The 19,360-nt window shown below is 59.2% G+C and carries 18 protein-coding genes; 4 read left to right on the top strand and 14 right to left on the bottom strand.

What is annotated here, in order from left to right; all coding sequences use genetic code 11:
• Nucleotides 1–35: 35 nt before the first annotated feature.
• Complete coding sequence (locus F617_RS0124625; protein ID WP_026331057.1) at nt 36–1,244, top strand: multidrug effflux MFS transporter; 1,209 nt, start codon at nt 36–38, stop codon at nt 1,242–1,244.
• 74 nt (nt 1,245–1,318) lie between these two features.
• Here F617_RS0124625 and F617_RS0124620 read toward each other — a convergent pair whose 3' ends face one another.
• From F617_RS0124620 to rpsD, 5 genes are all read right to left on the bottom strand, one after another.
• A complete protein-coding gene (locus F617_RS0124620) occupies nt 1,319–2,143 on the bottom strand; it encodes an inositol monophosphatase family protein (protein WP_019567089.1) in 825 nt (274 codons plus the stop codon).
• A 30-nt stretch (nt 2,144–2,173) separates the two neighbouring features.
• Nucleotides 2,174–3,001, bottom strand: a complete 828-nt coding sequence (locus F617_RS0124615) for an inositol monophosphatase family protein (RefSeq protein WP_013636393.1) — start codon at nt 2,999–3,001, stop codon at nt 2,174–2,176.
• Between the two features lie 16 nt (nt 3,002–3,017).
• A complete protein-coding gene (ttcA, locus tag F617_RS0124610; RefSeq protein ID WP_019567088.1) occupies nt 3,018–3,932 on the bottom strand; it encodes a tRNA 2-thiocytidine(32) synthetase TtcA in 915 nt (304 codons plus the stop codon).
• Nucleotides 3,933–3,995: 63 nt separating this feature from the next.
• Nucleotides 3,996–4,925, bottom strand: coding sequence for a glutaminase (locus F617_RS0124605; RefSeq protein WP_003495341.1), 930 nt, complete (start codon nt 4,923–4,925; stop codon nt 3,996–3,998).
• A 69-nt stretch (nt 4,926–4,994) separates the two neighbouring features.
• Complete coding sequence (gene rpsD / locus F617_RS0124600; protein ID WP_003516040.1) at nt 4,995–5,612, bottom strand: 30S ribosomal protein S4; 618 nt, start codon at nt 5,610–5,612, stop codon at nt 4,995–4,997.
• A gap of 451 nt (nt 5,613–6,063) precedes the next feature.
• Here rpsD and F617_RS0124595 point away from each other — a divergent pair, with 451 nt between their 5' ends.
• Complete coding sequence (locus F617_RS0124595) at nt 6,064–7,047, top strand: TerC family protein (RefSeq protein WP_019567087.1); 984 nt, start codon at nt 6,064–6,066, stop codon at nt 7,045–7,047.
• Nucleotides 7,048–7,085: 38 nt separating this feature from the next.
• Here the strand turns inward: F617_RS0124595 and F617_RS0124590 are convergent, their stop codons facing one another.
• The 7 genes from F617_RS0124590 to F617_RS0124555 form a co-directional block, all read right to left on the bottom strand.
• The gene (locus F617_RS0124590) at nt 7,086–8,603 is read right to left on the bottom strand and encodes an ATP-binding protein (protein WP_019567086.1); all 1,518 of its coding nucleotides are present in this window, start codon (nt 8,601–8,603) and stop codon (nt 7,086–7,088) included.
• A gap of 126 nt (nt 8,604–8,729) precedes the next feature.
• Nucleotides 8,730–9,617: an O-acetylserine/cysteine exporter gene (locus F617_RS0124585; protein WP_019567085.1), complete on the bottom strand. Its 888-nt coding sequence runs from the start codon at nt 9,615–9,617 to the stop codon at nt 8,730–8,732.
• Between the two features lie 37 nt (nt 9,618–9,654).
• On the bottom strand, nt 9,655–10,293 hold the full coding sequence (locus tag F617_RS0124580; RefSeq protein WP_019567084.1) for a LysE family translocator: 639 nt from the start codon (nt 10,291–10,293) through the stop codon (nt 9,655–9,657).
• Between the two features lie 445 nt (nt 10,294–10,738).
• Complete coding sequence (locus F617_RS0124575; protein ID WP_013636401.1) at nt 10,739–10,978, bottom strand: DUF1127 domain-containing protein; 240 nt, start codon at nt 10,976–10,978, stop codon at nt 10,739–10,741.
• 380 nt (nt 10,979–11,358) lie between these two features.
• Nucleotides 11,359–12,180 (bottom strand): glutamate racemase, encoded by an 822-nt coding sequence (gene murI, locus F617_RS0124565; protein ID WP_019567081.1) that lies wholly within the window; start codon nt 12,178–12,180, stop codon nt 11,359–11,361.
• Nucleotides 12,164–13,006, bottom strand: coding sequence for an RNA methyltransferase (locus tag F617_RS0124560; protein ID WP_003516049.1), 843 nt, complete (start codon nt 13,004–13,006; stop codon nt 12,164–12,166). Before F617_RS0124560 ends, murI begins: the two co-directional genes overlap by 17 nt.
• A gap of 175 nt (nt 13,007–13,181) precedes the next feature.
• The gene (locus tag F617_RS0124555) at nt 13,182–13,712 is read right to left on the bottom strand and encodes a hypothetical protein (RefSeq protein ID WP_003516050.1); all 531 of its coding nucleotides are present in this window, start codon (nt 13,710–13,712) and stop codon (nt 13,182–13,184) included.
• A 216-nt stretch (nt 13,713–13,928) separates the two neighbouring features.
• Between F617_RS0124555 and F617_RS0124550 the strand changes: the two genes are divergently transcribed.
• Together F617_RS0124550 and F617_RS0124540 are read left to right on the top strand one after the other, a co-directional pair.
• Nucleotides 13,929–15,143 (top strand): NADP-dependent isocitrate dehydrogenase, encoded by a 1,215-nt coding sequence (locus F617_RS0124550; protein ID WP_026331056.1) that lies wholly within the window; start codon nt 13,929–13,931, stop codon nt 15,141–15,143.
• 335 nt (nt 15,144–15,478) lie between these two features.
• Nucleotides 15,479–16,105, top strand: a complete 627-nt coding sequence (locus F617_RS0124540; RefSeq protein WP_003516054.1) for a glutathione S-transferase family protein — start codon at nt 15,479–15,481, stop codon at nt 16,103–16,105.
• Nucleotides 16,106–16,182: 77 nt separating this feature from the next.
• Here the strand turns inward: F617_RS0124540 and F617_RS0124535 are convergent, their stop codons facing one another.
• Together F617_RS0124535 and alaS are read right to left on the bottom strand one after the other, a co-directional pair.
• Nucleotides 16,183–16,566: a VOC family protein gene (locus F617_RS0124535; protein ID WP_026331055.1), complete on the bottom strand. Its 384-nt coding sequence runs from the start codon at nt 16,564–16,566 to the stop codon at nt 16,183–16,185.
• A 75-nt stretch (nt 16,567–16,641) separates the two neighbouring features.
• Nucleotides 16,642–19,305, bottom strand: a complete 2,664-nt coding sequence (gene alaS, locus F617_RS0124530; protein WP_003516058.1) for an alanine--tRNA ligase — start codon at nt 19,303–19,305, stop codon at nt 16,642–16,644.
• Nucleotides 19,306–19,360: the final 55 nt, after the last annotated feature.

Below are 19,360 nucleotides of genomic sequence, written 5' to 3'. Positions count from 1 at the left end.
AACTTTCACAATCCACCACTTCGCGCGCCGTTTCGATGGGGCGCACGGAATTCATCGCGCTTGCCGCGATGCTGATGGCGCTGAATGCGCTTGCCATCGACATCATGCTTCCCGGCCTTCAGGAAATCGGCGCGTCACTTGGCGTCGTGAATGAAAACCACCGTCAATACGTCATTTCCAGCTATCTTCTAGGCTTCGGCATTGCCCAGCTTCTGTACGGACCGATCTCGGACCGTTTCGGGCGCCGCAAGCCGATGCTCGTCGGGCTGGCAATCTACATCGTTTCGGCTATTGCCGTCGTCTTCGTACCGTCATTCACTGGCCTGCTGGTTCTGCGCTTCATTCAGGGCATCGGCTCTGCGGCGACGCGCGTCATCACCATTTCGATCGTGCGCGACATCTATGGCGGCCGTCAGATGGCGGAAGTCATGTCGCTGATCATGATGGTATTCATGGTCGTTCCGGTCATCGCACCCGGCACTGGCCAGATCGTGCTGTTTTTCGGTGACTGGCACCTTATCTTCGCCTTCATGGCCGGAATTGCCGCCGTCGTGACCGCCTGGATGTATTTCCGCCTGCCGGAAACCCTGCATGCCGATGACGTCAGGCCTTTCACGGTTCGTTCGATCCTCGGTGGCTTCAAGATCGTGCTCACCAACCGTATTGCGCTCTGTTACACGCTCTCCAGCACATTCATCTTCGGTGCGCTGTTCGGCTTCATCAATTCCGCCGAACAGGTCTATAAGGGCATCTACGGGCTGGGCGCATGGTTTGCGGCCGCTTTTGCGGGCGTCGCCCTGTTCATGGCCTTCTCGTCCTTCATCAATGCAAGGCTTGTCGGCAGGTTTGGCATGCGCAAGCTGTCGCACGGGTCGCTGCTCGGCTTCATCGCCATCACCTTCGTGTGGCTGGTGGTACAGATGGTCGGGCCGGAACCGATGCCCTTTGCGATCTTCATCGTGTTCTTCGCGCTTGCCATGTTCCAGTTCGGCTGGATCGGCTCGAACTTTAACTCGCTCGCCATGGAGCCACTCGGCCATGTCGCCGGCACGGCCTCGTCCGTCATTGGCTTCATGGGAACCGTCGGCGGTTCGCTGATCGGTGCCGTTATCGGTCAGGCTTTCGATGGCACGGCGCTGCCAATGGTAGCCGGCTTCTTCGCCGTCTCCATTATCGGCCTCGTCTTCGTGCTGATCGGAGAAAAGGGCGTGCTGTTTCAGGCCCACAACAAGCCGACGCACTAAGGGCGGACAGACAAATAAAAAGGGCGCGGAACTCGGTTCCGCGCCCTTTTTTGTTGATCAAAGCCGAACTTCACTCAAACCGTGAAAATCTTCTCGCGCAGCAATTCCCATGTCTCCTGATCAGGCGCAAGCAGCAGGCCACCCTCAAGGTGGCGCGGCAGGTAAGGCGAGCCGTCGAAACGGGCGGCGTAGGCGCCCGCTTCCTGCGAAAGCAGGGTGCCAGCGAGATGATCCCAGGGCATAAGCTTGTTGTACATCAGGAAATGCATGTGGCCGCCGCAGAACACGCGGTATTCATGCGCAGCACAACGGTAGCTGGTGAAGAGCCGCACATCCGCGAGGTTCATGAGAATCTTGCGACGGGTGTCCACGTCAAAATAACCGGTGTTGGCGATGCCGACCATCTGCGACAGTGCCGGTGCCGGCACGACGGACATCTGCGTCTGCGAGCCATCGGCGGCACAAAGCCATGCGCCGGAACCCTTTTCGGCAATCGCCCAGTCATTGCCCATCGGATCGAAAATGAGACCGGCAACGGTCTCGCCCTTGGAGATGACGCTCATCATCACGCCAAACAGCGGCAGGCCCGACGCGAAGTTGTAGGTGCCGTCGATCGGATCGACCACCACGGCAAGATCCGCATCCGCAAGCTTGCCAAGCAGCGAGGCATCCGCCGCAACGGCCTCTTCACCGATGAACAGCGCCTGCGGCATGATTTCCTGCACGCGGGCGCGGATCAGCCGCTCAGCAGCCTCGTCAGCCTCGGTTACGAGGTCTATCGCCTCGCTCTTTATCCTGACGTCGCCCTCACCCAGATTACGGAACCTCGGCAGGATTTCCACTGCCGCCGCCTCCTGAAGCGCATTGGCGAGAGAGGCGATGTCGAGTTCGATAGCCATGGGCGATATCCTTCTATTTAAGCATCAATATTATAAGGCCACGATTTCCCGGCGCAGCATCTTCCAGCTTTCCTTGTCGGGTGCCGACAGGATGCCGCCTGTCGTCTGTCCTGGCCGGTAGGGCGTATTGTCGAAACGGGCCGTGTAGCCGCCCGCTTCATGATGAATGAGAACGCCGGCGAGATGATCCCAGGGCATCAGCTTTTCGTGGCCGATGAAGTGCAGCTTGCCAGTCGAGGCAAGCCAATATTCATGAGCCGAGCAATTGATTGAAAGCGCCATCTTGATCTTGGCCATATTGGCGGCGATCACCGGGCGGCGATCTTCATGGCTGTGACCCCAGGAAAATATGCCGACCATTTCGGACAATGGCACGGGGTCGGCAACCTTGAGCCTTGCCTGTGAGCCGTCCTTGCGGTGGAGATAAGCGCCCTCGCCTTTGAGAGCAAGGATGGTATCACCCATGACAGGATCGTGGATGATGCCTGCGACCGTCTCACCCTTGACGGTGACGGCGAGCAGCGTGCCGAAAGCTGGAAAACCGGAAGCATAGTTGAAAGTGCCGTCGATTGGATCGATCACGAAGGCAAATGGTGCATCGGCAAGGGCAGGAATAACGGATTGATCCGCGTCATAGGCCTCTTCGCCGACAATATGGGCCTTCGGAAACCGTTGCAGAAGAGCGGCGGTTATCGCCTTTTCCGTCAGAATATCCGCCTCGGTGACGAGATCGACCGCAGAGGTCTTTTCGGAAATCGCGCCTGCATCGAGATTGCGGAAGCGGGGCATGATTTCCTGGCGGCCGGCAGCGGCAACGGTGGAAATCAGAAAGTCGATATCTTTATCGGAAAGGGTCATCGCTAAGGGCACTTCTTCATAAGGGAGGGCTGGCCTCCGTACGCTCTTCAGGTGACGCGCCGGTGACAGAGAGCGCCGAGAAATCAAAAAGCTTCGGGTCGAGCAGATGCGATGGATTGACATGGGCAAGCGCCCGCAGCATCACGTCCTTGCGGCCCGGCATACGCCTTTCGATGTCAGCCAGCATCTCCTTCATGGCATTGCGCTGAAGCCCGTCCTGCGAGCCGCAGAGGTCACAGGGAATGATCGGGAATTCCATCGCCGCCGCGAATTTCGCCATATCCTCTTCGGCGCAATAGGCAAGCGGACGCAGCACCATCAGGTCGCCCTCGTCGTTCATCAGCTTTGCCGGCATGCCAGCCAGACGGCCGCCATGGAAGAAGTTCATGAAGAAGGTCTCGAGAATATCCTCGCGGTGATGGCCGAGCACGAGCGCGTCGCAGCCCTCTTCCCGCGCAATACGGTAGAGATTGCCGCGCCGCAGCCGCGAACAGAGCGAACAATAGGTGCCACCCGCCAGCACCTTTTCCTTCACAACGGAATAAGTGTCGCGATATTCGATGCGATGTGCGACGCCGATCTTCGCCAGATATTCCGGCAGGACGTGCTTTGGGAAATTCGGCTGGCCCTGATCCAGATTGCAGGCAATGAGTTCCACGGGCAAAAGGCCGCGCCACTTCAGGTCAAGAAGCAGCGCCAGAAGGCCGTAGCTGTCCTTGCCGCCGGAAAGGCCTACCAGCCAGCGCTTCTGGCCGTTCAGCATGCCAAAATCCCCGAAGGCCTGACGTACATTGCGCAACAGCCGCTTGCGCAGCTTGTTGAAGGAGACGGAACGGGGCGCCGCGTCGAACAGCGGATGCGAAGCGCCATTTTCTCCGGCCAGGTCCTGATCGGCCTCGACCTCATCTGCGATGCTGGTGACAATGTTCATGATTAGCCCGCTCTGGCGTTCAGCCATTTTCAATGCAGGAAATGCCCGCATCCGCCCGCAATATCAAGCCCCGAATACCGACCAGCCGGTTTTCGTCGCCAGCATTTCCAGCGCATGCGACCCAAGCGCCGAATTGCCGACCTTGTTCAGACCCGGCGACCAGACCGCAATCGATGCCTTGCCCGGCGCCACTGCCATGATGCCGCCGCCCACGCCGCTCTTGCCCGGCAGGCCGACATGATAGGCGAAATCGCCCGATCCGTCATAATGGCCGCAGGTCAGCATCAGCGCATTGATGCGCCGCGCGCGTCGGTCTGACACAACCGTATGACCACTCAGCGGATTGCGGCCGCGATTCGCAAGGAAAAGACCGGCCCGTGACAGCTGCGCGCAGGTCATGGACAGCGCGCACTGATGAAAATAGACGCCCAGCGTATATTCAACAGGGTGATGCAGATTGCCGAAGGACCGCATGAAATTGGCAAGCGCGAAATTGCGGAAACCCGTCGCCTGCTCGGATTTCGCCACGGTGTCATCAATGCTGATCGTGTCATCATCAGCGAGATAACGGACGAAACGCAGAAGCTCGCCAATCGCCTCGCGCGGCTGGTGGCCGGAAAGAACGATATCCGTCACCACGATGGCACCGGCATTGACGAAGGGATTGCGCGGAATGCCGTGCTCATGCTCCAGCTGGACGATGGAGTTGAAGGACGACCCCGACGGCTCACGCCCCACCCGGTTCCATACCGTCTCGCCTGCCTTGCCGAGCGCCAGAGTCAGCATGAAGACCTTGGAGATGCTCTGGATCGAAAACGGCGTGAGCGCATTGCCGGCTGTATAGGTGGTTCCGTCGACAGTGGTGATGGCGATACCGAACTGGTTCGGATCGACCTTGGCGAGTTCCGGAATGTAATCCGCAACTTTGCCCTCGCCCAGGCGCGGCACCATGCTGTCGTAAATGGAATCGACGATCGCCTGAATGTCCTGCATGCAAAGCCTTCCCCAGCAAACAAAAAAGCCGCCCCGAGGGGCGGCTTTCTCAATACTGAAACGCGCCGATTAACGCGAGTAGAATTCGACGACCAGATGCGGTTCCATGACGACCGGGTACGGAACGTCAGACAGAGCCGGGATGCGAGCATAGGTCGCAACCATCTTGTTGTGATCGACTTCGATGTAATCAGGAACGTCGCGTTCTGCGAGCTGAACAGCTTCGAGAACGGTCACCAGCTGCTTGGACTTCTGGCGAACTTCGATAACGTCGCCCGGCTTGCAACGGTAAGAACCGATGTTGACGCGAACGCCGTTAACCGTGACGTGGCCATGGTTGATGAACTGACGCGATGCGAAAACGGTCGGAACGAACTTGGCGCGGTAGACGATGGCGTCCAGACGCGACTCGAGCAGGCCGATCAGGTTCTCGGAGGTATCGCCCTTGCGACGGTTTGCTTCGTCGTAGGTGGCGCGGAACTGCTTTTCGCGCAGTTCGCCGTAGTAGCCCTTGAGCTTCTGCTTGGCGCGCAGCTGCGTGCCGAAGTCGCTCATCTTGCCCTTGCGGCGCTGACCGTGCTGGCCCGGGCCGTATTCGCGGCGGTTTACCGGGGACTTCGGACGGCCCCAGATGTTTTCGCCCATACGGCGGTCAATTTTATACTTAGCCGATTCGCGCTTGCTCATCGTATTTCCTTCTCAATAGGTTATGCCGGTTTGTTGCCAAACCGGTTTGAGGAAACACGCCCTCCTCTGAAGCCCGTTTCAGGACCTCTGACAGGTTTCTCACATGCGAATGGAGAGACCACGGGACATGTCGGTGATGTTGACCGCCGAACGTCAGCTTATAAACTGCAAGGCAGTCAACGAAACACACCGGACATGACTGCCCGGCGTTGGGGCGGCTTCTAAACACGTTTTACAAATTTGTCAAACAAAGCCCGCCGCTTTTTTCTCGAACCACCCCTTGAAAAGCTGGAAGGCCCACCCACTTCTAAGCCGTAATCAGGACTCGGGCCCCTCTGGCGTGTTACCGGACAACACGCGATGTCGAGTCTCTTGAAGGTTGGGGCCCACGTTTATTCCTGATACGCGTCCCCATCCGCAAAGCCAACCTCGTCCGGCTAAAGGTTGACTGATGGAGTTCCTCCTCAACGATTTTCTCGGTACCCCCACATGGATGTGGGCGGTCTTCATTTCTCTCGTCCTTGGCCTCTTGGCGCTCGATCTCGGCGTGCTGCACAAGAATTCCAAGGAAATCGGCATCCGTGAAAGCTTGCTGATGTCCGGCTTTTATATCGCCATCGGCTTGGCCTTCGGCGGATGGATCTGGTACCAGTCCGGTGAACAGTCAGCGATGGAATATGTCACCGGCTTCGTGGTCGAAAAAAGCCTCGCCATGGACAATATCTTCATCATCGCGATGATCTTCTCCTATTTCGCCATTCCCCGCCAATATCAGCACCGCGTGCTGCTATGGGGCATCCTCGGCGTGATCGTTCTGCGCGGCATCATGATTGCCGGCGGCGCCGCCATTGTCGAAAACTTCCACTGGGTGCTTTATCTCTTTGCGGCCTTCCTCGTCTTCACGGGCCTCAAGATGCTGTTTTCATCCGACCATGACGAGAACGACATCGGCAATAACCGCATCCTGAAATTCCTGCGTAGCCGCCTTCCGGTAACGGAGAAGCTGCATGGCGAGAAATTCTTCGTCAAGGAGACCGATGCTGCCACAGGCAAGCTGAAGACCTTCGTGACGCCGCTGTTTCTGGCGCTCATCATGGTCGAAATCGCCGACCTCATCTTCGCGGTCGATTCGATCCCGGCGATCTTCGCGATCACCACCGATCCGTTTATCGTCTATACCTCTAACATCTTCGCGATCCTCGGCCTGCGCGCCCTCTATTTCGCACTTGCCGCCCTGATCCACCGCTTCGCCTATCTGAAATACGCGCTAGCCGCAGTTCTGGTCTTCGTCGGCTCGAAGATTTTCGTCGCGGATATGCTGGGCATCGCCAAGATCCCGCCCGCCGTCTCGCTCGGCGTCACCATCGCCATCCTCGCAACCGGCATCATCGGTTCGCTGATTGCGACGCGCAAGGAAACAAAGGCTATCGAGTAACACCTGAAAATGTTGGCGGCAGGAAACCCTGCCCCAAGTTACTCGGCCGCCAGCCTCGCATCATCCTCAGCCGCATCCGCATCGCCGGGTGCGGTCTTCGCGTCGAGATCGGGGAACGCCACGATGCGCTTGCCGGAGAAATCGGCGTGTACCACCACAAGCTCCTTCTCCTCGAAATAACCGAGAAGACGGCGCGCACGGCGGGCGGAATGGGTACCGTAAGCGCGGGCAATACGGGCGTCGGATGGGCAAGGCTCCTCATTGAGCGCCGCCTTGACCAACAGCAGGAAAACCCCCTGCAGATCGTCGGAGACCGACATCGACAATTCCAGCGCTTTCTCCCAGCCTTCGCTGGCCGCCATTGCCGCATCCACGCCGGAGCGGGCAATCGCCACTTGCCGGCGGAAATCCGCCAGCGTCATCGGCGTGCCGGGAATACGGCGCATGCGCGCGCGCACCAGAAAATCCTGGTACAGCACGGCGTCCGTGCGATAGGCCGATTGCGGATCGTCGAGAATTTCAACCAGCACCGCCGCGATCTTCTCTTCGCGCTCCTCCGGCGTCAGCTCCGGCTGACCTGCACGCGCCGACTGCTCCGGTGAAGGACCGGCGGCGGCGGGGGTGGAGCGGGAGAGTTCAGCGAGAATATCGGTTGTCGGGCGCGGCGCTGGCAGCGTGCGGCGCGTGGCGGGTCGCGTGAACTCTTCCGGGTCCGGCGTGAAGATCAGATCCTCCACATCCTGCGGTGCATCCGGCAGCGGCATCAGCTTCGGCGAGGAAGACCGCGCCGAGGTTTCCACCGCACCGATGACGATGGGCAACGGGCGGCGCGACAGCGCCGGTCCAAGCGCCACGAAATTGCCGCGCTGCAGATCGCGGAACATTTCCGCCTGCCGCCGGTCCATGCCGAGCAGATCGGCAGCGCGCGCCATATCGATATCGAGAAAGGTGCGGCCCATCAGAAAGTTCGAGGCTTCCGCCGCTACGTTCTTGGCAAGCTTGGCAAGGCGCTGCGTGGCGATGACGCCCGCAAGCCCGCGTTTACGCCCACGGCACATCAGATTGGTCATGGCGCCCAGCGACGCCTTGCGCGCATCCTCGGTCACCTCGCCGCCGACGGAGGGCGCAAACATCTGCGCCTCGTCCACAACGACAAGCACGGGATACCAGAATTCGCGATCCGCATCGAAAAGGCCATTGAGGAAAGCGGCAGCGGCCCGCATCTGCTGCTCGATATCAAGACCTTCAAGCGTCAGCACGCAGGAAACGCGGTGCTGGCGGATGCGGTTGGCAATGCCCGCAAGCTCGGCTTCCGTGCGCTCTCCATCCACCACCACATGGCCGAACTTGTCGGACAGCGTGACGAAATCACCCTCGGGATCGATAATGACCTGCTGCACCCATTGCGCCGATTGCTCCAGGAGCCGGCGCAGAAGGTGTGACTTGCCGGACCCGGAATTGCCCTGCACCAGCAAACGCGTTGCAAGCAATTCCTCAATATCGAGCTTGGCCTGCTGCCCGCCCGATAGGGTTCCCATGTCGATGCCGACCTGCAATGTTCCGTTCCTCGTGCTGCATGTCATCCGGCCGATTCCCGTAACGGCGGCCGAACATGCTCTTTACCAAAAAATCACCGATTGCGTCTGCCCCGTGCCGATAATGCACAGGCAATTGCGCCACATCTATGCGGCCCCGGACGAGACGCGCGAAAATGATAGCCGCCTGCCGAACACATTCAGCATCAGCCCGATGATGACCAATGCGGCACCGACCACTTCGAAGACAGTAATATGCTCCGCAAAAGCGAGATAGGCGCTGACGAAACCGACAATCGGCACCAGCAGCGAAAACGGCGCCACCGTTCCGGCAGGATAACGCAGAAGCAGGTAACTCCAGATACCCGCGCCGACGATGGTCGCACCATAGGCCATGTAGATCACCACGAGAGCCATCGTAGGCGTCGCATTGCGCAGCCCTTGCGCAATCGCATCAGGTCCCTCCACCACCAGCGAAAGCAGGACCAACGGCAGAACGGGAACAAGGCTCGTCCATGCGACAAAGGAGACCGCATTCACCTGGCCGATGCGGCGATTGACGATGTTGCCGCAGGCCCAGGCAATAGCCGAGCCGACGCCCATCAGCAGCGGTATCAACGCTGCAGCCGTCATGCGCTCCACGCCGATGACCGCCAGCCCGCCAAAGGCAACGATTGCGCCGACGATCTGTGACGGCAACGGCCGCTCGCCGAGAAACACCACGGCCAGCGCCAGCGTGAAGAAGGCCTGCGACTGCATGACGAGCGAAGCAAGTCCAGCCGGCAGGCCGAGCTTGATGGCCGGGTAAAGCAGGCCGAATTGCACGAAACCCATCGCCATGCCGTAAACGATCATATGCCGCCACGGCACATTGGGTTTGGGCAGGAAGAATACCAACGGCACGGCTGCAAACAGATAGCGCACCCCCGTCAGAAACAGAGGCGGCATGTCGGCGACGCCGATCTTGATGGCAACGAAGTTGAAGCCCCACAAAAACACGGTGATCAGGGCAAGAAGAATATGCGGCAACGCCATTTTGTTATGTCCGAATTTCAGGCGATCGACGGGCGTTTTACGCCGAAACCGCCCTCTTCCAGCCAAATGTAATGAGACCGGCGCCGATCAGGAGACCGCCGCCCGTGCGGTTGACGATGCGCTGAACCTTGGGTTTGCGGATCGTATTGCGGGCGGCACTTGCCAGAAGTCCATAAAGCGCCGCATTGCAGCTGGCAAGCACAAGGAATGTCGCTTCGAAAATCAGCACCTGCGGCCAGAAAGGCAGAGTCGGCACCAGAAACTGCGGCAGGAAGGCGACGAAGAAGACAATGCTCTTGGGGTTCAGCGCCGTGACGACATAGGCATGCAGGAAGATTTTGAGCGGCCTTTCACGGCCGGTAACGCCCGTCCCTTCGGCACCTTCTCCGCCGACCGGCGAACGCCACAGCTTGATGCCGAGATAGATGAGGTAAGCCGCACCGATCCATTTCAGGCCGGTAAAAAGGGCCGCCGATGTGGCAAGCAGCGCGCCGAGCCCCAGCATGGAGGCCGTCATCGCAGTGAAATCACCAAGCGCCACACCCGTCACCGTCGCGGTGCTCGCCTTGCGGCCATGCCCCAGAGCATAAGAAATCACCAGCAGGATTGTCGGCCCCGGAATGGCAAGCATGATGGCGGATGCGGCCACGAAGGCCAGCCAGTTCTCCAGTGGCATGATGCAATCTCCCCCGTTCGGTCTTTGGAGCAAGCCACCAAAAGCGCACGGTATCAAGCCAAATTTTCGGAGGCTGTGCCGCTTTGTCATCCAGCGGACGAAGGGGCTGCTGCTGCCGCTTCATCGCCTGTGCAAGATCGTAATTTGACGGCATGGCAAGCCATGCCGCGCCGCGCTGCCCCCTGCCCGCTCCAGCCGCAGGGCAAGATCAGGAGTAACGCCCGCCCGGACGTTCCCGAGAATAGTGCAACGCGCTATATGCCAGGCCTTTCCGCAGCTTCCGTTACGGAAAACTGAAGTGCGGCAATGAACTCCTCGCAGACGCGCCGTGGGTGGACGACGGGTCGAGTCCCGCATGACGGAGGCGCGCATTTCGAACATCATTAGAAGTGGAAACGGACGACGGAGCCTCCCCGGCATTTTCTCGCCGGAGAGACTGTCGCCATCAAAACCGCGGCGCCCAGTAAGGAGGGGCCCACTCCCGCCGCATTTTGCGGTCGGACGGCTCCAGGCCGATATCGTCCAGAAGACGCTCCGGCAGATCGGAAAGATCGGTCGGCGGCGGGCGCGGCACCATTGCCGCGACGAGAACCGCTTTCAGGGTTTTCCAGACGCCGAATGTGACGAACAGGCGGTCGACCGCATCCGGCAGCGCATATGCTACCAATGGTTGATTTTTCTGCATGGGGAATCCGTCCCGGCGCGGCGAAGCAGCCAGGTCCTTTATCGATGATAAAACGACATGCAGGAACGGCGGGCGCAACACGCGGTAGCGCGGACGCACAATTCAGCTGTCAGACGAAGTGAAGATGCCAAACGGCAGGGAAATCAGGCAGGAAGCCTTATCGGAGGTCGATGCCTCGGGACATGTAACCGCCGACGACCATGCCGGAAAAGCCAGACATGCCGGTAAGGCGCATATTCATATAGTCAGTCATTCCACGCCTCCTTTTTATAGCGGTTACAGACAAGATGCATCTTACACGAGATGCCGGACGCGACAAGAGGTCGCAATCTCGAATTGCAAAAGTCCGGCAGAATAGATGCAAAAATGCAACAAGCCGTTCAGCTCAGCGAGACGCTGAGGCCAAAACCCTGCATCAGCCGCCGTGTGGCGAAATCCGGCTTGCCGGAAGTGAAGACGGCGAAATCGAAACCATTTGGATGCTCCGCATCCTGCGGCAGCGGCACCAGATGGCGCGCGCGACGGGCAATCGCTTCCGCGGGATCGAGCCAGTCCACCGGCCATGGCGCCAGCCGGCGAAACACATTGGCCATGAAGGGATAATGAGTGCAGGCGAGAACAACGATATCGGTGCGCTTGCCGTCGCTATCGATGAAGCAGGGTTCGATTTCCGCCAGCACGGCTTCATCGGAGATCGGCTCGCCCCTGATCCAGCTTTCGGCCATACGCGCCAGATTTTCCGATCCCACGAGGCGAACATGGCATTGCGTGGCGAATGACTGGATGAGATCGCGCGTATAGGCGCGCTTGACGGTGCCGGGTGTTGCCAGCACGGAAACGAGACCGGAACGGGTGCGTTCGGCCGCAGGCTTGATAGCTGGAACGGTGCCGACGAAAGTCATATCAGGGAAGCGCGCCCGAAGATCGGCGCCTGCCAGTGTGAAGGCGGTGTTGCAGGCAATGATGCAGACTTCAGGGCTATAGTCTTCAAGCAGCTTTTCGAAGAGCGAAAGAATGCGCGCTTTCAGCGCCTCCTCTTCCCAGCCGCCATAGGGGAAACCGGCGTCGTCGGCCACATAGATGAAACCGCGCTCGGGCATCAGCACGCGCGCCTCGCGCAGTACCGTCAGCCCGCCAATGCCGGAATCGAACACCAGCACCGGTTTGAGAACATCGGCCAGAGCCTCAGTCGTCTTCAGCATTCTCCCCAGCCCTCTCCGACAATGGTCCCTCCGCCGTCCCGGCCCGGCCTGCCTGCTTAGGCCACTGCCGGGGAAAACGATCGAGTGACCTGATCACGCCACGGAAAACACTGATTTCCTGCTCGGAAAAGCCGCGTCTCGACAGCACCGCACGCAGATTGTCCACCATTTTCGGCTTTTTTTCGGGCGGATGAAAATATCCGCGCGCATCGAGCGCCTCCTCGATGTGTTCGAACAGGCCGAAGACCTGTTCCTTGGTCGAGGGCCGCTGCTCGATGGGCTGGAAAAGCGTCTCGTCCAGATCGTCCATGCCGGATTTCATCCACTCATAGGACATCAAAAGAACGGCCTGCGCGATGTTGAGCGAGGCGAAGGCGGGGTTGACCGGAAATGTCACGATCTCATCGGCCAGCGCCACTTCTTCATTGGTAAGGCCCCAGCGCTCACGCCCGAACAGGATGCCGGTTCTTTCACCCGCCTTGAACTTCGCGCGCAGCGTGCCGGCTGCGGTGACGGGGGCACGAACCGGTTTGAAACCGTAACGCTCCCGCGCGGTCGTGGCATAGACGAAATTGAGATCCTTGATCGCCTCTTCCAGCGTCTCGAACACCTTCGTCCCGTCGATGACATGATCGGCCTTGGAAGCGGCGGCGCGCGCCTTCTCGTTCGGCCAGCCGTCACGCGGCTTGACGAGGCGAAGTTCGGCAAGACCGAAATTGGCCATTGCCCGTGCCACCATGCCGATATTTTCGCCGAGCTGCGGTTCGACCAGAATGATCGCCGGGCCTTCCGCCACAAGTTCAAGCTCGCTGTTTGTGCCTGCCATCGTCGTTTTCCAGTTTCTGAAGCGCCGCATCGATTTTTCAGGCCGATGCGTTTTATGGTTTTCGCGCATTTCCAGACTGAAAACCGGTCGCCGCTTTTCCTGAAAATGCTCTAAAGCGCGCTTCACTGGCACAGATCGGCGCCAAAATCAAAGCCGGGGCAGGCAGAACGCCCTGTTATTCGCCCTTGATGATCGCCGCCATCTCTGCGCGCAGCGAATCCCTGCCCTCGTCTCCAACCCGGTGAATGTCGCTGATGACAGGCTGGCCGTTTTCCTCGATGACATCGAAATGTACCTCGTCGACCGTTGCCTTCATCTCTGCCTCATCCATGCAGGCCCAGAGCTTGAACTTCGCCGTCACGTCAGTCACGCCGTCCTTCACCTCACCGGGCGTTACCGAAACATCCACCAGCGGACAGCCATCCTGCGAGTTGGTCACCACATCGTAGCCGAAGGGATCGCCGGTCTCGCCGCTTTCCGCCTCGTAAGCCGGCTTCTTGGAAGCTTCGCGGTATTGGGCAACGAAGTCCTTGCTGAACAGGCTGGTCAGCATGTCCTCGTCAAAGATGTATTTCCAGTTTTCCGCATCGCCGGACCAGTTCTTGACGGTAATGTCCATCACCTTCTGGACGGGATCGGCAGGGCCGGCCGCAAGGGCGCTGTGGGAAAAGAGGACGGCGGCAGTCAGAAGCAGAATATTCCGCATGATGTGATCCCGGAGGTAGGCCCGACGCGCGGGCGAAGCGATTCGCCTGACTGTATTCCGGCAATATGGTTTGGCAATGCGCAAAGCGTTATTGCACCGCGCCAAAAAAGCGCCCCCCATGGCTTTGCCTCAGGCGCGCGCGATGCTATAGCCGCACCGGATATTTTTCCGAATACCGGCGTCACCAGGCGCCACAGCTTCGAAGGTGAGGAATTCATGGCAAAGATCAAGGTAGCCAATCCAGTCGTCGATCTCGACGGCGACGAAATGACCCGTATCATCTGGCAGCTCATCAAGGACAAGCTGATCCTGCCATACCTCGATCTCGACATCGAATATTATGACCTCTCGGTCGAAAACCGCGATGCTACCAACGACCAGGTAACAGTCGATGCGGCACATGCCATCAAGAAGCACGGCGTCGGCATCAAGTGCGCGACGATCACGCCGGACGAGCAGCGCGTCGAGGAATTCGGCCTGAAGCAGATGTGGAAGAGCCCGAACGGCACGATCCGCAACATTCTGGGCGGCGTCATCTTCCGCGAGCCGATCATCTGCAAGAACGTTCCCCGCCTCGTTCCTGGCTGGACGAAGCCGATCGTCGTCGGCCGCCACGCCTTCGGCGACCAGTACAAGGCAACCGATTTCAAGTTCCCTGGCAAGGGCAAGCTGACGATCAAGTTCGTCGGCGAAGACGGTCAGGTCATTGAAAAGGACGTCTTCGACGCGCCGAGCGCAGGCGTTGCGCTGGCAATGTACAACCTTGACGAATCCATCCGCGAATTCGCCCGCGCATCCATGATGTACGGCCTGATGCGCAAGTGGCCGGTTTACCTGTCCACCAAGAACACCATCCTGAAGGCCTATGACGGCCGCTTCAAGGACATCTTCGAAGAAGTCTACCAGACCGAGTTCAAGGCGAAGTTCGATGAAATCGGCATCATCTATGAACACCGCCTGATCGACGACATGGTTGCCTCCGCTCTGAAGTGGTCCGGCGGTTACGTCTGGGCCTGCAAGAACTACGATGGCGACGTGCAGTCTGATACGGTTGCCCAGGGCTTCGGTTCGCTCGGCCTGATGACCTCCGTTCTCCTGTCGCCGGACGGCCGCACGGTTGAAGCTGAAGCGGCACACGGCACGGTCACGCGCCACTACCGCCAGCACCAGAAGGGTCAGGAAACTTCGACCAACTCGATCGCTTCGATCTTCGCCTGGACCCGTGGCCTCGCCCACCGCGCCAAGCTGGACGACAATGCAGAACTCGCAAAGTTCGCAGCAACGCTCGAAACCGTCTGCGTCGACACCGTCGAAAGCGGCTTCATGACCAAGGACCTCGCGCTCCTCATCGGTCCGGACCAGCCCTGGCTCTCCACCACCGCCTTCCTCGACAAGATCGATGAAAACCTCAAGAAGGCGATGGCGGCTTAAAAGAACGGGGCACTACCCGTTTGAAATATCGACAAAAGGAAACCCGGCCGCAACGCCGGGTTTCTTTTTTTGTTCACAGTATCTTGCTTAGATGTTGCACTAGGCGCAGACTTCGATTCCACAGCGTGCCGCAGTCACAAAAATAAAAATATATAGCTGAAACAGCATAAAACGACACATAACTTGTCCGGCACAGTCAAAAATTCATGTGGTTACCAGCTCGATCCTTCGGGAAAACAGATAATGCTGTGGACTATAAAAACGCACCGTGTCAGCGCGAACTGCGCGCGGGTTTTCAATGATGCTTTTGCAATTTTGCTTGGGGAGGCAAAGCAATGAGTGAATTGATCTTCTACACCAATCCCATGTCGCGCGGACGCATTGCGCGATGGATGCTCGAGGAAGTGGGCGTTCCCTACAAGACAGAGATACTGGGCTTCTCGACGTCGATGAAATCGCCGGCCTATCGGCTGATCAACCCGATGGCCAAGGTGCCCGCCATCAAACACGGCGACACCATTGTCACCGAAGCGGCAGCGATCTGCGCCTATCTGGCGGATGCCTTTCCGGGCGCCAACCTTGCGCCGACGCCGAAAGCGCGCGGACTTTATTACCGCTGGATGTTTTTTGCTGCCGGTCCGTTGGAAATGACAACCAGCATGAAGGCGATGGGTTTCGAGGTGCCGCAGGAAAAGCTGCGTATGGCTGGCTGCGGCAGCTATGCGGATGCGATCAACACGCTCGAACGTGCCGTCAGCGAAAACCGCTTCATCGCCGGCGATCACTTCACTGCGGCGGATGTCTATGTAGGTGCCCATGTCGGCTGGGGCCTGCAGTTCGGCACAATCGAAAAACGTCCGGCCTTCACGGACTATATGGCGCATCTGACAGACCGCCCCGCCTTCAAGCGGGCCACCCAGCTTGACGAAGCGGCAGCGAAGGATATGCAGGCGGCCGGTTGAGGAAACTGACAGGCATTTCGCCTGAAAGCGGAGCACGAGCGCTTACAAGGGTCACAAAACGGATTTTGGAAGCGGGCTTATTCGTTGGACTGGGCGAGTGGTTCGCCGATCTCGACTGCATGCCCGTCCGGATCATAAAAACGGAACACTCTCTGTCCCCATGCCTGCCGCTCAACGGGATGGATCAACTCCACATGCGGCGCAATATTCCGAAATGCCGCATCGACATCCTCATGTTCGAAATAGAGCAGCAGATTCCTTCTGCCGTAAGGTTTGTCCGTGTCCGGCGATGTCCGCCAGACCGTCTGTTCGAGCGAACGCCCCTCATGGATTGCAAAGCCGCTTTCAAAGAGGACAAAATTTCCGAAATCGTCCAAAACCTTCAGGCCGAGCCTGTCACGATAAAACTCCCTGGAGCGGTTGATATCGCACACGAAAGGGATGGGATTTACAAAGCGCATCACGTTCCTTTCGGATTTCAACATCCAGAATCAAAAAAGCGGGGTAGAACCCCGCCTTTTTTCAATTCATCCAGATCAGGCCGCCAGGGCCGCTGCCACCGCGTTGATGGCGTCCTGTGCCTTGGCGCCATCGGGGCCGCCGGCCTGCGCCATATCCGGGCGTCCACCGCCGCCCTTGCCGCCGAGGGCCGCAGAGGCCGTGCGGACGATATCGACGGCGCTGAAACGGCCAGTCAGATCCTCGGTCACGGCAGCAACAGCACTTGCCTTGCCGTCTTCGGACACGGCGATCAGCAGCACGACGCCGGAGCCGATATTGGCCTTGGCTTCATCTGCAAGACCCTTGAGGTCCTTGGCATCGATGCCGGACAGGGATTTTGCGAGGAAATTGACGCCAGCAACCTGCTGTACGTCGTTTGCGCCGGCATCCGACGAGCCGCCGCCCATTGCGAGTTTCTTGCGGGCATCCGCAAGCTCGCGCTCCAGCTTCTTGCGCTCGTCGAGAAGTCCCTCGACACGCGACAGCACATCGCCCGGCTGAACCTTCAGCGACGAGGCCAGTGCCTTTACGCGCTCATCCTGCTCGGAGAGATAGGCAAGCGCGCCCTGACCCGTTACGGCCTCAAGACGGCGCACGCCCGCACCGACGGCACTTTCGCCAAGAATGCGGATAAGGCCAATCTGGCCGGTTGCGGCAACATGGGTGCCGCCGCAAAGCTCGACCGAGTACGGACGGTTGGCTTTCGCACCGTGAACACCGGTGCCCATGGACACAACGCGGACTTCATCGCCGTATTTTTCGCCAAACAGTGCCATAGCACCCTCGGCGATGGCGTCGTCAACGCTCATCAGACGCGTCACGACAGGCGAGTTCTGCAAGACGATCTCGTTTGCCATTTCTTCGACGACCTTCAGCTCCTCGGCCGACATCGGCTTCGGATGCGAAACGTCAAAGCGCAGACGCTCGGGTGCAACCAGCGAACCCTTCTGTGCGACGTGCGTGCCAAGCACCTCGCGCAGCGCCTCATGCAGCAGGTGGGTGGCGGAGTGGTTGGCGCGCAGACGCGAGCGGCGGTCGTGATCGACCGTCAGCTGCACGGCGTCATCGAGCTTCAATCCACCCTTGGACACCGTGCCGGAATGCACGAAGAGGCCCTCGCCCTTCTTCTGGGTTTCTGAAACGGTAAAGGTGCCGTTATCGCCAGAGATTACACCGGTATCGCCCATCTGACCGCCGGACTCGCCATAAAATGGCGTCTGGTTGACGACGATCTGAACCGTCTCGCCCTCGGCAGCACTGTCCACCGACTTGCCGTCCTTGACGATCGCCTGAATAACGCCTTCGGCTGTTTCAGTGTCGTAACCGAGGAATTCGGTCGCGCCGAGCTTTTCCTTCAGTTCGAACCACACCGTTTCGGTCGCCTTGTCGCCGGAACCAGCCCAGTGCGAGCGTGCTTCCGCCTTCTGGCGCTGCATGGCATCGGTAAAGCCGGAAATATCGACGCCGATTTCGCGGGCGCGCAGCGCATCCTGCGTCAGATCGAGCGGGAAGCCATAGGTATCGTAAAGCTTGAAGGCGGTTTCGCCGTCCAGCATGTCGCCCTTGTGCAGGGTCGAAGTCGCGTCAGACAGCAGCGACAGGCCGCGTTCCAGCGTCTTGCGGAAACGGGTTTCCTCAAGCTTCAGCGTCTCGGAGATCAGCGCCTCGGCGCGAACCAGTTCCGGATAGGCGCGGCCCATCTGCTGTATCAGCGCCGGCAGCAGCTTGTAGATCAGCGGCTCGCGCGAACCGAGAAGCTCGGCATGGCGCATGGCGCGGCGCATGATGCGGCGCAGAACGTAACCACGGCCCTCATTCGACGGCAGGACGCCATCGGCGATCAGGAAAGCGGAGGAGCGCAGATGATCGGCAATGACGCGGTGGCTGGCGCGCTTCTCGCCCTCTGCCGGAACGCCGGTCGCTTCGACAGAGGCCGAAATCAGCGCCCGGAACAGATCGGTGTCGTAATTGTCGTGTTTGCCCTGCAACAACGCCGAAATGCGCTCGAGACCCATGCCGGTGTCGATAGAAGGGCGCGGCAGATCGATGCGCTCTTCCTTCGTCAGCTGCTCATATTGCATGAAGACGAGGTTCCAGATTTCGATGAAACGGTCGCCATCCTCTTCCGGTGAACCGGGCGGTCCGCCCCAGATATGATCGCCGTGGTCATAGAAGATTTCCGAGCAGGGACCGCACGGACCGGTATCGCCCATGGCCCAGAAATTATCGCTGGTCGGAATACGGATGATGCGATCGTCGGAGAAACCGGCGATCTTCTTCCAGAGATTAAAAGCCTCGTCGTCGGTGTGATAGACCGTGACCAGCAGACGGTTGCGATCGATGCCGAATTCCTTGGTAATCAGGTTCCAGGCATGGGTAATCGCCTCTTCCTTGAAATAGTCGCCAAAGGAGAAATTGCCGAGCATTTCGAAGAACGTATGGTGACGGGCCGTATAACCGACATTGTCCAGGTCGTTATGCTTGCCACCGGCGCGCACGCATTTCTGCGCCGAGGCAGCGGTGGAATAAGGACGGCTTTCGAGACCGGTGAAGACGTTCTTGAACTGCACCATGCCAGCATTGGTGAACATCAGCGTCGGATCGTTGCGCGGCACCAGCGGGCTGGAGGGCACAATCTCGTGTCCGTTCTTCTTGAAGTAGTCGAGAAAGGTCGACCGAATTTCATTCACACCGCTCATGCCCACACACCGCTCACAGCTGGAGTCCATCACCGCCATCCCGAATGATGGCTAT

The sequence above is a fragment of the Agrobacterium sp. 10MFCol1.1 genome, assembly GCF_000381165.1.
Taxonomy (GTDB): Bacteria; Pseudomonadota; Alphaproteobacteria; order Rhizobiales; family Rhizobiaceae; genus Agrobacterium; species Agrobacterium tumefaciens.
Note: the sequence above shows the minus strand (reverse complement) of the source record. Positions and strands in the feature narration are given on the sequence as shown.

Excerpts from the sequence above, each read along its gene's own strand:
- F617_RS0124605 (WP_003495341.1), bottom strand. The coding sequence starts at position 4,925 with ATGCAGGACATTCAGGCGATCGTCGATTCCATTTACGACAGCATGGTG.
- F617_RS0124580 (WP_019567084.1), bottom strand. The coding sequence starts at position 10,293 with ATGCCACTGGAGAACTGGCTGGCCTTCGTGGCCGCATCCGCCATCATG.
- F617_RS0124595 (WP_019567087.1), top strand. The coding sequence starts at position 6,064 with ATGGAGTTCCTCCTCAACGATTTTCTCGGTACCCCCACATGGATGTGG.
- F617_RS0124625 (WP_026331057.1), top strand. The coding sequence starts at position 36 with ATGGGGCGCACGGAATTCATCGCGCTTGCCGCGATGCTGATGGCGCTG.
- alaS (WP_003516058.1), bottom strand. The coding sequence starts at position 19,305 with ATGAGCGGTGTGAATGAAATTCGGTCGACCTTTCTCGACTACTTCAAG.
- F617_RS0124555 (WP_003516050.1), bottom strand. The coding sequence starts at position 13,712 with ATGCGGAATATTCTGCTTCTGACTGCCGCCGTCCTCTTTTCCCACAGC.
- F617_RS0124620 (WP_019567089.1), bottom strand. The coding sequence starts at position 2,143 with ATGGCTATCGAACTCGACATCGCCTCTCTCGCCAATGCGCTTCAGGAG.
- F617_RS0124585 (WP_019567085.1), bottom strand. The coding sequence starts at position 9,617 with ATGGCGTTGCCGCATATTCTTCTTGCCCTGATCACCGTGTTTTTGTGG.
- rpsD (WP_003516040.1), bottom strand. The coding sequence starts at position 5,612 with ATGAGCAAGCGCGAATCGGCTAAGTATAAAATTGACCGCCGTATGGGC.
- F617_RS0124560 (WP_003516049.1), bottom strand. The coding sequence starts at position 13,006 with ATGGCAGGCACAAACAGCGAGCTTGAACTTGTGGCGGAAGGCCCGGCG.
- F617_RS0124540 (WP_003516054.1), top strand. The coding sequence starts at position 15,479 with ATGAGTGAATTGATCTTCTACACCAATCCCATGTCGCGCGGACGCATT.
- F617_RS0124615 (WP_013636393.1), bottom strand. The coding sequence starts at position 3,001 with ATGACCCTTTCCGATAAAGATATCGACTTTCTGATTTCCACCGTTGCC.
- F617_RS0124575 (WP_013636401.1), bottom strand. The coding sequence starts at position 10,978 with ATGCAGAAAAATCAACCATTGGTAGCATATGCGCTGCCGGATGCGGTC.
- ttcA (WP_019567088.1), bottom strand. The coding sequence starts at position 3,932 with ATGAACATTGTCACCAGCATCGCAGATGAGGTCGAGGCCGATCAGGAC.
- F617_RS0124535 (WP_026331055.1), bottom strand. The coding sequence starts at position 16,566 with ATGCGCTTTGTAAATCCCATCCCTTTCGTGTGCGATATCAACCGCTCC.
- F617_RS0124550 (WP_026331056.1), top strand. The coding sequence starts at position 13,929 with ATGGCAAAGATCAAGGTAGCCAATCCAGTCGTCGATCTCGACGGCGAC.
- murI (WP_019567081.1), bottom strand. The coding sequence starts at position 12,180 with ATGCTGAAGACGACTGAGGCTCTGGCCGATGTTCTCAAACCGGTGCTG.